General features: G+C 43.8%; 18 protein-coding genes. 8 read left to right on the top strand and 10 right to left on the bottom strand.

Annotation, left to right across the window (positions count from 1 at the left end; all coding sequences use genetic code 11):
* Positions 1-138: 138 nt before the first annotated feature.
* The 6 genes from ACFQV5_RS16035 to ACFQV5_RS16010 all read right to left on the bottom strand — a co-directional run bounded on the left by ACFQV5_RS16035 (position 139) and on the right by ACFQV5_RS16010 (position 3,914).
* Complete coding sequence (locus ACFQV5_RS16035) at positions 139-1,026, bottom strand: carbohydrate ABC transporter permease (RefSeq protein WP_379248362.1); 888 nt, start codon at positions 1,024-1,026, stop codon at positions 139-141.
* 19 nt (positions 1,027-1,045) lie between these two features.
* Positions 1,046-2,047: an ABC transporter permease gene (locus ACFQV5_RS16030; protein WP_379248361.1), complete on the bottom strand. Its 1,002-nt coding sequence runs from the start codon at positions 2,045-2,047 to the stop codon at positions 1,046-1,048.
* 230 nt (positions 2,048-2,277) lie between these two features.
* Entirely contained in the window at positions 2,278-2,454 is a 177-nt protein-coding gene (locus tag ACFQV5_RS16025; RefSeq protein WP_379248360.1) for a hypothetical protein, read from the bottom strand.
* 186 nt (positions 2,455-2,640) lie between these two features.
* On the bottom strand, positions 2,641-2,877 hold the full coding sequence (locus ACFQV5_RS16020) for a cold-shock protein (RefSeq protein WP_241931794.1): 237 nt from the start codon (positions 2,875-2,877) through the stop codon (positions 2,641-2,643).
* Between the two features lie 85 nt (positions 2,878-2,962).
* A complete protein-coding gene (cspD, locus tag ACFQV5_RS16015; RefSeq protein WP_006207896.1) occupies positions 2,963-3,163 on the bottom strand; it encodes a cold-shock protein CspD in 201 nt (66 codons plus the stop codon).
* Positions 3,164-3,449: 286 nt separating this feature from the next.
* Positions 3,450-3,914: a pyridoxamine 5'-phosphate oxidase family protein gene (locus tag ACFQV5_RS16010; RefSeq protein ID WP_379248359.1), complete on the bottom strand. Its 465-nt coding sequence runs from the start codon at positions 3,912-3,914 to the stop codon at positions 3,450-3,452.
* Between the two features lie 197 nt (positions 3,915-4,111).
* Between ACFQV5_RS16010 and ACFQV5_RS16005 the strand changes: the two genes are divergently transcribed.
* The 6 genes from ACFQV5_RS16005 (at position 4,112) to ACFQV5_RS15980 (ending at position 9,573) form a co-directional block, all read left to right on the top strand.
* On the top strand, positions 4,112-4,882 hold the full coding sequence (locus ACFQV5_RS16005; RefSeq protein WP_379248358.1) for an amino acid ABC transporter ATP-binding protein: 771 nt from the start codon (positions 4,112-4,114) through the stop codon (positions 4,880-4,882).
* Between the two features lie 32 nt (positions 4,883-4,914).
* On the top strand, positions 4,915-5,721 hold the full coding sequence (locus ACFQV5_RS16000; RefSeq protein WP_379248357.1) for an ABC transporter substrate-binding protein: 807 nt from the start codon (positions 4,915-4,917) through the stop codon (positions 5,719-5,721).
* A gap of 178 nt (positions 5,722-5,899) precedes the next feature.
* Positions 5,900-6,562, top strand: coding sequence for an amino acid ABC transporter permease (locus tag ACFQV5_RS15995; protein ID WP_379248626.1), 663 nt, complete (start codon positions 5,900-5,902; stop codon positions 6,560-6,562).
* Between the two features lie 34 nt (positions 6,563-6,596).
* A complete protein-coding gene (locus ACFQV5_RS15990; protein ID WP_379248356.1) occupies positions 6,597-7,247 on the top strand; it encodes an amino acid ABC transporter permease in 651 nt (216 codons plus the stop codon).
* A 125-nt stretch (positions 7,248-7,372) separates the two neighbouring features.
* Entirely contained in the window at positions 7,373-8,488 is a 1,116-nt protein-coding gene (locus tag ACFQV5_RS15985; RefSeq protein ID WP_379248355.1) for a GGDEF domain-containing protein, read from the top strand.
* Between the two features lie 65 nt (positions 8,489-8,553).
* Positions 8,554-9,573: a serine hydrolase domain-containing protein gene (locus ACFQV5_RS15980; protein WP_379248354.1), complete on the top strand. Its 1,020-nt coding sequence runs from the start codon at positions 8,554-8,556 to the stop codon at positions 9,571-9,573.
* Positions 9,574-9,636: 63 nt separating this feature from the next.
* On the opposite strand, the gene ACFQV5_RS15975 is transcribed toward ACFQV5_RS15980, so the two are convergent.
* Positions 9,637-11,301 carry a DUF4091 domain-containing protein gene (locus ACFQV5_RS15975; RefSeq protein ID WP_379248353.1) on the bottom strand — a complete coding sequence of 555 codons (1,665 nt, stop codon included), beginning with the start codon at positions 11,299-11,301 and terminating at the stop codon, positions 9,637-9,639.
* A 226-nt stretch (positions 11,302-11,527) separates the two neighbouring features.
* Between ACFQV5_RS15975 and ACFQV5_RS15970 the strand changes: the two genes are divergently transcribed.
* Together ACFQV5_RS15970 and ACFQV5_RS15965 are read left to right on the top strand one after the other, a co-directional pair.
* Complete coding sequence (locus tag ACFQV5_RS15970) at positions 11,528-12,019, top strand: hypothetical protein (RefSeq protein WP_379248352.1); 492 nt, start codon at positions 11,528-11,530, stop codon at positions 12,017-12,019.
* Positions 12,020-12,115: 96 nt separating this feature from the next.
* Positions 12,116-12,547: a DUF6376 family protein gene (locus tag ACFQV5_RS15965; RefSeq protein WP_379248351.1), complete on the top strand. Its 432-nt coding sequence runs from the start codon at positions 12,116-12,118 to the stop codon at positions 12,545-12,547.
* Between the two features lie 71 nt (positions 12,548-12,618).
* On the opposite strand, the gene ACFQV5_RS15960 is transcribed toward ACFQV5_RS15965, so the two are convergent.
* The 3 genes from ACFQV5_RS15960 to ACFQV5_RS15950 form a co-directional block, all read right to left on the bottom strand.
* Entirely contained in the window at positions 12,619-13,041 is a 423-nt protein-coding gene (locus ACFQV5_RS15960) for a DUF1801 domain-containing protein (protein ID WP_379248350.1), read from the bottom strand.
* Positions 13,042-13,077: 36 nt separating this feature from the next.
* Entirely contained in the window at positions 13,078-14,160 is a 1,083-nt protein-coding gene (locus ACFQV5_RS15955) for a phosphotransferase enzyme family protein (protein WP_379248349.1), read from the bottom strand.
* A gap of 301 nt (positions 14,161-14,461) precedes the next feature.
* A complete protein-coding gene (locus ACFQV5_RS15950; protein WP_379248348.1) occupies positions 14,462-14,728 on the bottom strand; it encodes a CD3324 family protein in 267 nt (88 codons plus the stop codon).
* Between the last annotated feature and the right edge of the window lie 314 nt (positions 14,729-15,042).

The following is a 15,042-nucleotide window of genomic DNA, read 5'->3' as shown; positions in this document are numbered from 1 at the left end:
TTGTATGAAAATAATATATATGCAACCCCTGCCGTAATGGCAAGAGAGGCTACCTTAGTAAAGGTTCTGCTCCCGGCTAACGCCGGCAAAGCGGAAAGTCAAAGCAATGCGTCAGCTCTGGCTCTCGGATTCTTAAGATCAACCCTTAATTGAGCCGATCATCATTCCTTTGACAAAATATCGCTGAAGGAACGGATACACAAACACGATAGGCAAGGTGGTAACCACCATGGTGGCAAGCTTGATCGATTGGGACGTTACGGTTTTCCCCACCCCACCCGGGATTTGGGCAAGCATTTGGTTCGAGCTGGATTGAGCTACTACCTTATACAAGTACGTCTGAATCGGTTGTAAATCAGTATTGTTAATATAGATCACGCCTGTAAAATAATCGTTCCATTGATAAACACCGTGGAACAGTGCGATTGTTGCGATAACGGGCATAGACACCGGGAGAACAACTCTCAGAAAAATAGACCAGTCATTCGCGCCATCAATTCTCGCGGCTTCCTCAAGGCCGTCCGGAATTTCCCGGAAGAACGTCATGAAGATAATCAGATCGAAGAAGCTAAACATTGCCGGAATGATATATACCATGAAGTTGTCCAGCATATGCAAATCCTTAATGAGCAGATATGTTGGAATGAGCCCCCCACTGAAAAACATGGTGAAGGTACCGATTAAGATATATATTTTTCCACCGATAAGACCTTTACGAGAAAATGCATAAGCAACCATGGCCGTGAAAAATACGTGAAGCACAACACCAAGCAGCGTTTTTGCTACGGTAATTCCCATCGCAGTCATAATACCCGAGCTTTGAAACACAGCGACGAAGTTCTCGAAGCTGAATATCCTCGGCCACCAATAAATCCCGCCCCGCATCCCGTCCTGCCCTTCATTCAGAGCATTCACAATGACATACCAGATCGGATATAGCGTTACGAAGCAGATGATAAGCATGCCGATATTGTTAACGAAATCAAATATTGCCTCACCCTTGGTTTTACGCTTGAGACTTAACATGATTGCCAGGCTCCCCTTTCTAGAAAAGTGATGTGTCGTTCAGTTTTTTGGTCACCTTGTTCGCAATCAGCAGCAAAATAAGGGCGATGACTGACTTGAACAGTCCTACTGCAGCTGAATAGGAATAACGTCCGGACTGCATCCCTGTCTGATATACATAAAGATCGATTACGTTACTCGCACTTTCATTCAGCGAGTTTCGCAGTACTAAAATTTGATCGAAATTTGAACTAAGTACACCGCTGACAGCCAGGATAAACAGAATCGATATTGTGGATTTGATACTTGGCAGCGTAACATACCACATTTTCTGAAAACGCCCCGCACCATCAATCGTAGACGCTTCATACAATTCAGGAGACACACTCGATATGGCTGCCAGATAGATGATGGCAGACCACCCAAGCTCCTTCCACAGATCTGACGCGACGACAATACCCCAGAAATAACTCGGTTCGGCCAGATAACTAATCGGTTCTTCTATAATTTTCAAAGCCATCAGCATATGATTGATAATGCCTATATCCGCGAGCCAGTTCGTTAGAATACCACCCAGAATAACCCAAGATAGGAAGTGGGGCAGATATGAAATTGTCTGAACCGCTCGCTTAAACCGGATGGACCGGACCTCATTCAGAAACAGAGCAAAGATAATTGGAAGCGGAAACCCAACGAATAGCTTGATTAGGCTTATGCCGAGGGTATTCCTCATAACGGTTACGAAATTATCATCTTGAAAAAATTCCTTAAAATGCTGTAAGCCAACCCAGGGGGCTTCCCCGATCGATTTCACGATATTAAATTCCTTAAACGCGATAATTACGCCATACATAGGAATGTAGTTAAAGACAATCATCCACGCGATTCCTAGCAGAGCCATGATCTGTATGTGCCTCTGCCCGTAAAATTTCCTCAGCCATTTCCGGCGGGATTCAGCCTTTAATTTCTGATTTAACGGAGCTGCTGAAACAGTACCGATACCGTCTTCGGCAGTCGGTTCGGATTTCCATTGATTTTGCATGATTCTGACCTCCAAGTGGCTCCACCAAAAATGTAAACCCTTTCAACCTATGTAATTATTGTAGTTGCTTCTCCCATGTTGTGTAAGGGTTCAGATTTCGTATCGAGGGTGCCATTTTTCGGTTTTATTTATAAGGAGAAACATAAAAAGGCGCGAACCGCAGATAAATATCCGCTTGTTCACGCCTTTTATATGAAACAGTCATTCGTTACCGGATTAAAGTAAAATCCTTACTTGTTCGCGCTATCTTCTTCACTGTTCTCTAATTTGCTCTCATAGTCCATTAGAAATTTATCTCTCATCAGCTTCTGCATGATAAATCTCTCCTGGTCATTCAAGCCTTCCTGATTCTCTTGTATGATCATGTTGTCAATGTTGCGTTTCAGTACCTCGTTTTGCGTATTCAATACGGTTCACTCCTTTGGAATTTATGCGCTTTCCGCACTTTCTATATGACCCTGCGTCTAATAATGGGAACATATATTACTAACCAGCTCCGTTAGATTAAAACGGAGCATCGTTAGATGCTACGGAAGTTCGTACATCTTCGAAAAGATACCGACCGTACCTATCGCTTTCGCTGGTCTTAGCCGCTACTTCCGATCGATCAGGATTCCCTTACTAAGGGATTTTTGCTTCTTATTCGTATTGACGAGCAAGGGTAGCTTTCTGGTTTCCTTGACCATAGGAGATTGGCATAGTAAACAGACAGGTTCTGTTTCAAATGCAAAATCATCCCGGATCCATCCTTTACAATCATCCTTCGTACATGACCACACTTCTGTCATTTCTTCGGGGATGCTTTCCATTGCGTTCTTACGCGAATACATGAACACTCCTCCTTGTCCTCGTCGCAGAATAATAAAACAAAACTGCCCTTAATGTTACACATTAAGGGCAGCCCGCCTTTTGGTCTTACAGTTTTACAACGTTTTCAGCTTGTGGTCCACGGTTTCCTTCAACGATGTTGAATTCTACGCGTTGTCCTTCGTCCAACGTTTTGAAGCCATCGCCTTGGATCGCGCTGAAGTGAACGAATACATCGTTTCCGCCTTCAACTTCGATAAAACCGAAGCCCTTTTCTGCATTAAACCATTTAACAGTTCCTGTTTGCATGGGGTGTACCTCCTTGAAGATTATTTACATGACCTTTTTTTACTTCGTAGACGAATAAAAAAATTCACATATTGTACAAGGTTACCTGAAATTACAACCCTCTACAATATGTGAATTCAGGTCGATTTCGATAGTCATATATTATCACATTTAGTGTGCGTTGGCAAATGTTGATGTTATTTTTTATGAGAAATCTTTTTATTATTATTACGCAAAGGATAAGAAAATTATAACACGACACGTAAAATTAACCTGTTATTTTCCTCTGCCTTTAAGTTATTCCTTACTACTTCAACAGTTCCAAAATGGTCTCTTTCCAGCGGGCCAGCACGTCAGATGGATCTTTAAGCGTGATCGTTACACCCGTGTTAATCTCCGCATACTTGGCCACATCTTCCCGAACCGAAACCACTTCGGCTGCAAAACGCTCGCGTGGATGACAAGCATCAGGTAGCTCTGGCAATCGAGATAACTTAAGGCGTACATAATGGGCAATGCCTGCATGAAAGGCAACAAGCGTAGCTTGACCGCTTCGGATGATATTCCCCGTCGTCACCGTATCAGGCCATAGTGCCAGTCGCAATCGCTTCTGGTCTAATGCTACAACCTCTCCTACACTAACCATTGCTGTATGCGGCCAATAATCCTCTGTAACCGTAAGTAGCATCATCGCTTCATGCTGCTTGTCCTCTAGATTTAACCCATTTAATAATTCATGCAATGAAGAAGAAATTTCGCTTCGTTCAGCCATGCGCTATCTTCCTTTCTTGGAATGCCTTAAAACCGATCCAATAGTCTTTTCATTATACATAATTTTGCTTGAGACGAAGCACTTCTTCTCATTTTGACATCATATGTAACTATTTTTTTCTCAACAAATGGTTATGGAACAAGCTAAGAAAACCATACCAGTGTTAAAAGGCCGGGCACCCGCTGGAATCCGAACAAATGCTTTATGACTTTAGCTTAGCCGTTAAGGGGGGATTTTCATTGATAGAATTCACCGGTGTTCAAAAATACTTCGGCCAGTTCCACGTCCTGAAGCAAATCAACCTAAGTATTCAGCAGGGAGAAGTTGTCGTCATTATTGGTCCTTCTGGATCCGGCAAGAGCACTCTGCTCCGATGCATCAACCGACTGGAGCCAATCACCGAGGGTAGCTTGTTCGTGAATGGAGTTCCTCTTCATGAGAAAAAGATTAACATCAACCATTTCCGCCGTGATATCGGCATGGTCTTCCAGCATTTTAACCTCTACCCTCACATGAAAGTGATCGACAATATTATTTTGGCACCGGTAAATGTTCTTGGCATGACAAAAGAAAAGGCAGTAGAGACAGGAATGGCGTACCTGAAAAGAGTTGGAATTGCCGATAAAGCGGACAGCTATCCGTCCCAATTATCTGGAGGTCAACAGCAGCGTGTGGCAATTGCGAGGGGGCTGGCCATGAACCCCAAAATTATGCTGTTTGACGAACCAACCTCGGCTCTCGACCCTGAAATGATCGGCGAGGTACTGGATGTGATGCGCTCTCTGGCCCATCAAGGAATGACGATGGTTATCGTTACGCATGAAATGGGCTTCGCACGCGAAGTCGCGGATCGTGTCATCTTTATGGATGAAGGCAAAATTGTGGAAGACTCTGCTTCCGGCTCTTTCTTCGACAATCCTGAAGAAGAACGGGCAAGAGCATTCCTCAGCCGGTTAATTCATCACTAAATCACAATATTGTTTTGAAAGGGGACATGAAGATGAAATTACGCACAAGGCGAACGATAAGATGGACTGCAGCTCTGCTCTCCCTCCTAATAGCTCTAGCTGCTTCCGGATGCGGCGAGAAAGCACCCAATACACTGGAAGCTATCAAGAAACGAGGCAAAGTCATTGCAGGCGTCAAATATGATACCAAACTATTCGGCCTTCAAGATCCGTCCACGGGGAAGGTTGAAGGATTTGATATCGATATGGCTAAAGCGCTGGCAAAAAAAGTGCTTGGTGATGAAACGAAAGTAGAGCTGAAAGAAGTAACATCCAAGACCCGAATTCCATTGCTCCAAAACGGTGATATCGATTTGATTATCGCCACCATGACCATTAATGAAGAGCGTAAGCAGCAGGTCGATTTTAGTGATGTGTATTTTGAGGCGGGACAATCGCTGCTTGTGAAAAAAGGCAGTCCCATTCAGGGACTAGAGAGCTTAACAAAGGACTCCAAGGTACTTGCCGTCAAGGGCTCTACTTCAGCGAAAAACATTCGAGAGAAGGCTCCGGATGCTACCGTTCTAGAATTTGAGAATTATCAGGATGCGTTTACCGCACTGAAGGCCGGTCAAGGTGATGCGTTGACCACAGACAACTCCATCTTACTCGGTATGCAGCAACAGGATTCGAACTATGTACTTGTGGGTGGTAATTTTACTGATGAGCCGTACGGAATGGCTATTCGCAAGGGCGATACGGAGTTTGTTAACACAGTTAATGAATTGCTCAAAGAAATGAAGGAAAACGGGGAATATGACAGGCTATATGAACAATGGATGGGAATAAAACCGGAGTAAAGCTATTGCTTGCTTACGGTAGATCCAAGTATCTTGCTGCAACACAGCAAACTTCATTTATATTGTCTCATGAGATATAACGGTCATTTTTCTGGGGCGTGGCGGTACGGTATCTTATGGTATCCGTATCGCACTACCTCTACTCCCTTATGAAAGGAGGATGAGGCGTTTGAAAACCTTGAATCGATTTTGGGATTTCACCGTGCTGTTCGATCATTGGGACCGATTTATCGAAGGATTCGGAAATACCGTATGGGTAAGTTTGATGGCTCTTGTCGGCAGTGTAATCCTCGGTACGATTATTGCTGTCATGCGAATTTCACCCGTTCGAATATTAAACATGATCGGAACGACTTATGTTGAATTTATCCGGAACATCCCGCTCCTCATTGTCGTGTTCTTCTTCTTTCTAGGTCTGCCTTCACTCGGTGTGCCTATCGACGGATTTACTTCCGGAACCCTCGGCCTGATCGTTTATACCGCCTCCTTTATAGCCGAAGCTATCCGGGCCGGTATTCAAGCTGTTCCTGCCGGTCATTCTGAAGCTGCACGTTCCTCTGGACTAAGCTATCTGCAAACGATGCGTCACATCGTGCTGCCCCAAGCGATTAAAATTGTGCTGCCTGCTATCGGAAATCAGCTAATCAACTTAATCAAGAATACTTCCATATTAACTGTCGTTGCTGGTTTAGACCTTATGTATCAAGCTGATTTGATCAGCGCAGATACTTTCCTTCCTTTTCCGGTGTACACGATCGTTGCTTTATTCTATCTCTTACTCACGGTCCCACTCAGTTTTGCCGTCCATTACATGGAACGTCGTTTTGCTAAAAGTAATTAAGCTCAATAGTTTGCATTTAGGGAGGTGACCAGCTATGGATTTTATCGGCGCTTATTCCTGGCCCAATATTCGTTATCTTCTCGAAGGATTTATGGTAACACTTCAGGTAGCCGGCTTATCCATATTGTTCAGCTTCGTTCTCGGGTTATTAATGGGTATTGTGCGGTATACTCGCTTGCCTATTATCGCTCAATTCACCGGGTTTGTTGTAGATATACTCCGCAATCTGCCGCTATTGTTCATCATCTTCTTTATCGGTATGGTACTGCCTCAGACTGGAATAAACATATCGATATTCTGGGCAGCTGTTGCAGCATTAAGCTTGTTTGAAGGGGCGATGATAGCTGAGGTTATCCGCAGCGGCCTTATATCGGTCGACAAAGGACAGATCGAAGCGGCCCGATCCTCAGGTCTCAGCTATGTCCAGACACTAAGGCATGTCATCCTACCAATAGCTTTAAGACGCATGTCCCCACCTATGGTCAGCCAATTCATCTCACTCCTAAAAGACACTTCTCTGGCAGTCAGCATTTCTCTTCCCGAGCTTATGCACCATATACAAATTCTCAGCGGATCTAATTTCAATTATGTCATCCCAGCGCTCCTGCTCGCATCAATACTATATTTCACAATCAATTATTTGTTATCTATTGTCGCAAAACGACTGGAGGCACGGCAAACCTAATGCGCTTTCAAATTGTATAGATTATTCTCATGCCCTATATTACAATAAACGTAAGCTTAGTTGATGTTTACAAAATTTAGTAATAAAAGTCGATTGAATTCATATTCACAGGTGGTGAGAGCCGAATGAACAAACAGCAATGGATGGAACTCCAGCGCAGACCGTGGAACCGAAAAATTATGAATGCCTACTGGATCGTCGTTTTTTTTGCGCTGATTACAGAGCTTGCGGTCTTGTTCATTATGATCGGTCAACCGCCGCTTGATTTACATGAATATATAATCTATCAAATGATACTCCCCTTCTCCTTACTGCTTATGCTCATGGGGAGCAGTGAATTTATTATCCACAGGTTAAAACAGGAGCAGCCTTATCTGATTATTTTCACCGGAAGCACTCTTGCTTCTATTCTCATTGCTACCCACTCAACCGTCAACGGAATCGAGTATTTACTGCTCTTCCCGATGATGTTATCTCTTTTCTACGATGAGCGTCGAAAACTGGTCTTTGCCATGATCTCAGCTGTCGTGCTTCTAACGATTTTATGTTTCATTTCTCCACATTTATATACTAGCTCAACCATTCAAAGCATCATCATTTATATTGCTATCATGGTAGGTGCCTTCGCCATATTATACGGGTTGTTAAACCAGCGAAGGGACCTGCTTAAACACTTAAGAAAAGCTATTCAATCAGAACAGGATTTGCTCATCCGGACGGTCATCATGGACCGTCAGACCAAGCTTGATGCGCTAACGGAATTGTATAATCATAAAACATTTCATGAATACTTAGACCATCTAATTACCCAAAGCGACAAGTATGAACTGCCGTTACAGTTAGCTATTCTCGACATTGATAATTTTAAGAATGTGAACGATACATTTGGACATGCCGTTGGGGATATCATTCTTCAGCGGGTTTCCCAAGTTATACAGCAAACTGTCCTGTCCCCCGATGATATCAAGGCAAGGTTCGGTGGCGAAGAATTCGCCGTTATTTTTACGGACAAGACCCCTGCACAAGCATTTGAAACCACCGAGCAGATCCGAAAACAAATCGAAGCGCTGAGTCATCATGAAATGAACGGCAAGAACGTTACGATTAGTGTAGGACTTGCATCTTATCGCTATGGTACGGGAAAAGCCGCTATATTCGCTGAGGCAGATTCCATGCTTTATGAAGCCAAACGGAACGGTAAAAACCGGACAATCACTGAACTGCAGCATCCGGCTGTGTAATCCGAAAATGGATGTTTAATAAATTGATTTGGGCAGTTTTCACAATGCTCACAGGAGGGAAATCCATGACTAATCCTTTATTATCACGTATCGAACAAATTCAAGAGAACATTTCATTCACTGGAACAATCCTTGTACGAAAGAAAGAGGATGTTCTGGCCGATATGAGCTTTGGTTATGCCAATCGTGCTGAACGATTAAATAATCATGCAGGGACACGCTTCGGGATCGCATCCGGCTGCAAAATATTCACGGCCATTGCCATTTGCCAACTTGTAGAAGAAGAAAAACTATCTTTGGATACCAAACTGCACGAATGTCTTGATGAATCATTTCCTCACTTCGATAAAAATATCACGGTCCACCACCTTTTGACTCACACGTCGGGTGTGCCTGATTATTACGATGAGGATTTCATGGATGACTTTGAGGAATTGTGGATTGAACGGCCTATGTACCATATGCGTAGACTCCATGATTTCCTGCCCTTATTCCAGAATGGAGAAATGAAATTTGCTCCGGGTGAACGGTTTCACTACAACAATGCAGGATTCATCCTGCTTGGATTAATCATTGAAAAGATTAGTGGTGAGAAATTTACAGACTATGTTCAAGCAAGAATCTTTGACAAGGCAGGCATGAAGGATTCTGGTTATTTCGCCCTTGACTCCCTTCCTGGAAATACAGCTGTGGGATATATCGATCTTAAAGACGGTACGTGGAGAACGAATGTGTATTCGATCCCGGTGCAAGGCGGTTCCGATGGCGGAGCTTTCGTTACAGCACAGGATATGTCGAACCTATGGGATGCGCTTATGAACTACAAGCTGTTAGGTCAGGCAATGACCAAGGAGCTGCTCACCCCTCATACTGAAGGTGAAGATGGTTCCTTTTATGGATACGGCGTATGGATCGGGAAACAGAACGAACAAGTGGTCAAGTATCATGTTATGGGTTACGATCCTGGTGTGAACTTTCACTCTGCCTACTATCCGGCTTCAGATATCAACCTTGTTGTGTGTTCCAACATTTCATCTGGAGCCTTCCAGATGATGATGGGTGTTGAAGAAGAATTAGGGTTGTAAAAACGGTTGACCAAAGGACTTCTCCTTGGTCAACCGTTTTTTTATCTTCATAGTCTTAACTTTTTATTTTCCCACCTGAATGGAGCTATGCTCCTTGATTTGGGTGTTAATCCACTCCCGCTTGGACAATAACCAAGCATCCTCTCTTGGATAATTGCTAAATGTGATTGGCTCATCAAGTCCCTCTTCCAAAGCTTCTAATACATACTCACGGCCATGGATGTCTTCAAGAAGCCGCAGCGCTCGTAAATCCTGAAGTGCTTCCTGAAGTACCTCAAGGCGTATGGACTCGATCGGACCCTCTTCACCAGGATACACCAAGAAGGAATCTCCGGAAGGAAATGCAGCATCGGCATCTGTAACCTGGAACGGATCCAGTATCTTCGTAGCGTACTGAGAATACCAGAAGTTATATCCCCAATGCAGAAAACCTGTTACGTCATATTTGTACAGCTGCATGCCCAAAATGCGGTTACGAGCAGAAGGCATACTGAAAAAGCGGTTCGATACTTGCTTGTACTGTACACAGCAATAATAGGTCCATAATGGTGTTACTTCATGCTGAAGAAAGTCTTCCATATGGTCATTCGCAGGCACTGGAATTTGTACTAATCCTCTGGAGTAAAAATCATAGTCAGACAACGCATCAATAATAGGGAAGTCCGGCAGCAATGATCTCACGATCTGGCTAGCTTTCTCGTAAGACTCCAAATTACCTATTGTAGGCTCGTCCGAAATGTGGAAATAACTGTTATTCTCCAGTCCATGATCATTGATCCAAGCTACTAACGTTGGCAAAAGCTGCTTCAAAAAGGAATGATACGCTTCGCCAGCAGCATCCGTCTCCCAGCCGAATATCCGCTTGTACTCTCCATGAACCGTAGCCATAATCTTCGGAGCATGCTTCGCTCCCCACTGGGTAAACAGATGGGAAAATTCAAAGTACTTAATCCCGTTCCTCTGACATAAATCAACCCATCTTTCTAAACGGTCAAAACCAAACTTATAGCTCTGGTCCTCCATTACCTCAACATCAAGCAGTTGAACCGTTGGACGTTCTCCACCTACTTGAGTATCGAGCGGCGGAGTGAACAAAGGCGTAAGCAGCATATTCACCCCGTGCTTTACAGCCGTCTCCACGTAGCGATCAATTAATTGCCAATGTCGCTCGCTAAATACTTCTACGTTATATTCTGTTACCAGGCAGTCGACATGAAACCATTCTGTGTGTAGCAGCTTCTGCTCAGGTAGGAGAGCTGGAATCAGTTCCAGTTCAAATTGTTCACTTCCCAGAGTCTCTCCCTTTGAATTTTCCAAGTGAATTCTAATCGTATATGTACCGGCCTCGACTTCCCCTTCTGGATCCACCGTGATCCAGATCGCGCGCCATTGTCCTGGTAAAGCCGCCAGCGTCTCCTCTTCCGAAATCGGATGGAGCGGGTCTGGATACAGCCCCGGAGTAGATCGCAGCACATGTTCATCATGGTCTGCGAATACTGGCAATTCGGACGGAACAACGCCAACTCTCCGAACCGAGATCCATTCGGATAATTCGGATTCTACCCGTATATGAATTCCTTTTATCAATTGATCCGAACGGTAAGCAACTTGAAAAGAAAATGCCTCATTCATCAGTGAACTTCCCTGATTCTTTACAGGTTCATTCAATTCTGCATCCGGAAATACTTTGGCTAACGAACTAATAATGCGAGTCTCATACTTTGGCATGATTCGAGCCTCTCTCCTTTAAGTTCTTTTGATGTGTTGAAAACGCTTTTAATTCATCCCCCATCTTCTACAAGACAACCTGCACTTCCTGCAAACTCAACGAAAAAACTGCCTTTTTCAAACATGGATATAAAGTGGGAATATATACCTTAAATTCAACCATGCTGCAACTCTTGAAGCTAAACGTTCGTTAATAAATGAAATGAATAAATAAGGGGCGTTTATTATGAAAAGAGGTTTTAAATCGCTGATCGTAGCTATGTTTACCTTCAGTTTAATATTTGGCCTTCGTATACCAGATGCTTCTGCCTTGTCATGTGCAAAGTCACCGACTGTAACTGAGGAGATGGAGTCTTCCGCACTTGTATTCAAGGGAACTCTCATTTCTGAAGCCTCTGATTCAACGACCTTTCAGGTGTCCACTTGGTGGAAGGGGGATTCTACGAAAACAACGGTCACTTTACAGAAAAGCATATGGATCACGTTCACAAAGGGCGCAGAGTATATTGTATTTGCAAATGATCATAAGGGCACATTAAACCCGAATTTATGTGGCAATACGGGACCTAGTACGAATGTTAATATCGAATCGTTTGGTTCCGGCACAGAGGTGACTATGCCGCTGAAGGAGCACAACCTTGCCTTTGAAGCTACTCTCCTAGGAACGATCATCATAACCATTATGAGTGCGATCGGCGTGATTCGGAGATTTTTATGATGGGTAACAAAAAATGTATTTTCTTCGAACCAAACCTTCCTACTTTACGTAATAGAGGAATAAGACACATCATTCTTGTTACCGGGAGGTTCATCAATGAAACAATGGCTTGGAATCACGATTATGCTCCTATTCTTATCCGGCTGCTCTCTAGTAGAGGAAGTAAACAACTCTCTGGACTACACCGAACAAGCTACAACCTTTGTTAACGAAGCAACTCAGTTTGCCGGTACAATTCCTGATCTGGCACAGGAGGCAGCGAGTAACATAGATGCCAAGGAGAATCTAACCGAGCAACTGGAGAACATGAAGACCAAGATTGCTGAATTCAATGGTCTGGAAGCGCCTGCATTCGCTCAGAACATTCACGATACCATTGTCGGATATAACGAAACCTTAAATGAGCAGATCGATACGTATAAAACGCAGATCGACAACGGGATTACAGACTTTAAGAATACGGAAATGGCTCAGACACTAAGCCAAATTCAAGAAACGATGGATCAGATCAAGAGTCTAGCACCATAATAAGAATAAGACAGGATAAAGGTCAGAGTTATATCTGAAGCCTCTATTCTGTCTTATTTTTTTGCGCCATCCTATTCATTTGGATAAAGTTCATTCAAGAAACGTACCGATTGGTTAATAAGCGCCTTTAACACGTCCGTGTCTATATCGTCTACCTTGTTGATGTAGACACATGCTTTTCCAGCTGTATATTTCCCGAATCCCTTTAACAATTCATCCCGCTTCGTGTCACCTGTCGCAAAGTATAGACTGATCTTCGCTTTACGAGGGGAAAATCCGACCAGCGGCGCATCGCCTTCATGTCCAGTCTTATATTTATAATGATAGGACCCAAAACCGATAATGCTCGGTCCCCACATCGTCGCTTCATAGCCTGTCGTTTCCGTGAAAATATCTAACAGCTTGTACGCATCCTCACGTTTTTTGGGGCTATCGACATTCTCGATAAACTCCAGAACACTACTGTCCGTCGGCTTGGTTTTGGGTTCATACATATATGATGTCACTCCTCCTTATTTATCTAGGTATTACTAAGTATCACCAAGCTGTTCACCATTTGTCCTGTCAGCATCCCCCGCTTGGCTCGGGTGATTCACGGTCACAAGTTCGATTGGATCCAGGAGGAAGCTCTTACCTTTCAAATATGCCCGGATATACGCTTGGGCGAGTGGCTGTTCTTGAATTAGCGACTCCGTTTCTCTCGGGTCAGAGGCATGATGGCAATAGTTCTCGATCATGAACATGATGAAAAAGAGTTCCAAATCCCGGATATAATCTGTTTCGAGGGGGCTAACACTCTTATAACCTTCAATAAGCATACGTCTTGGTTTCGTATGAAGCCCTACGAGCGCCCCGGCCATGTCGTATAAGAAAAAGCCATAGCCACACATACCGAAATCAATCGGATAAGGCATGCCATCCTTAAACACAATATTACTAGGATGCAAATCCCCATGAATCAGACCATAATGATGAACACCTGTGTGCATTTTTGAGAGAGACAATATGATCTTCTCTGCGGCTGTTTGGTACATCTCCCAACCTTCACATGATAAGAAGCAAGCGTGGTACCGCTCCAAGCGTTCCATCTTCCCTCTGAAGCTGTCAGCATCCCAAGTAGGGCGCACAAATGCAGACGACGGAACAAAATCTGCCGCTGTTTTATGCAGCCTTCCCATCAACTGTCCCATCAGATAAGCTTGGTCTTCTGTGATTGCCGTACTAGCGTGCTCTCCGTCAACCCAGCGCATCATTGTGACATGCGGGCGGTAATATCCCGCTTCTGTCTCCATCTCCAGAACATACGAGCCTTCACGGCTAGCTACTCCGATTGGAAGTGACAGATCTTCTGATCTAGATAATGCTTGAAGAAATTCAAGCTCAGAGTGAATCTCCGCCCGGCTCATCCGGTCTGAATGGATTCGCAGCAAGTAAGCTTCGGCGGTGCCTGTCTCAATTTTGTATGTAATCGTATCGGAAATCCCAATATATCGGATCTTCTCCCATGGCACATCATACCGCTGAAGCGCCGAAAGTGCGACTTGTCTTGCCCTGGCCATCAATGAATGTCTGAGAGCTTCCGTATCAAACTGAAAAAATGGTTTCATCTCCATCTTTATCTCCCCTCACATCGTTAAGCGTTATATCTTTCATTGTGAGGTAATCATCTCCGTTATTATAGGCACAGAATGATTAGAAAGATGTTTTACACAACCTTTTTGAGATGCTTAGCTAAGCAAGTTGAACTATAGTTAAAGCCTCTGCATCACTACGAATGCGGATCATCCTTCCGATCACTGTTGTCCCCAAATTTCTTCTGATCCTTGTTATATGGCTGAAATTTGGGGACAAAGGTGACCGCTATCGCTTCTCCAGCATGATTCCGCCTTCTCCGTTGTAGTCTCTGTGGTGCATCTAATTCTTGGAATACACAATCTTCTTGATGCTTTCAAAGGAAAGACAAAACTGCTCTGACAATTGATCCATCGTAACACCGCCGGAAAACTGGTGGCGAATCTCTTCATTCCTGTGGTTTAAATAGGCTCTGGCCCCTGTGTTCTCGCCCCACTTCTTCCGTGATCCTTCCGGTCTCGGGACATACACCACTCCACCCTGCACATATTTCTGGATCTCCCTCAGCAGCTCTGCCGGGAAAATTTCATCTGCATTCCTATATTTCATACGCGCTCTGCTCCTTAAAAAAATTAATAAATTTTAAGGTTGCAAAGTCTGCACGATAAACTGATTTCTTGCTTAAATATTTAGCAGCGGTTATGAAACACTCAGCTCCATACACTCAACCGCTTTGCTTATCGCGCAAACCTGCATGGAGCGAGCCATCCACCTCACCATATAGTACCCCACCTTTCTGGAATAATATCTCAAGTATATAATACAGTCAGAGTCTATTAAATACTCATTACATAATGGTAAGTGGGTCACAACATCTAGAAAAGCCCACTTCCATTCTCATGGATAGTGGACTTTTCTAGTTG

It is taken from the genome of Paenibacillus sp. GCM10028914 (assembly GCF_042666275.1).
In the GTDB taxonomy this organism is placed as follows: domain Bacteria; phylum Bacillota; class Bacilli; order Paenibacillales; family Paenibacillaceae; genus Paenibacillus_AQ.
Note: the sequence above shows the minus strand (reverse complement) of the source record. Positions and strands in the feature narration are given on the sequence as shown.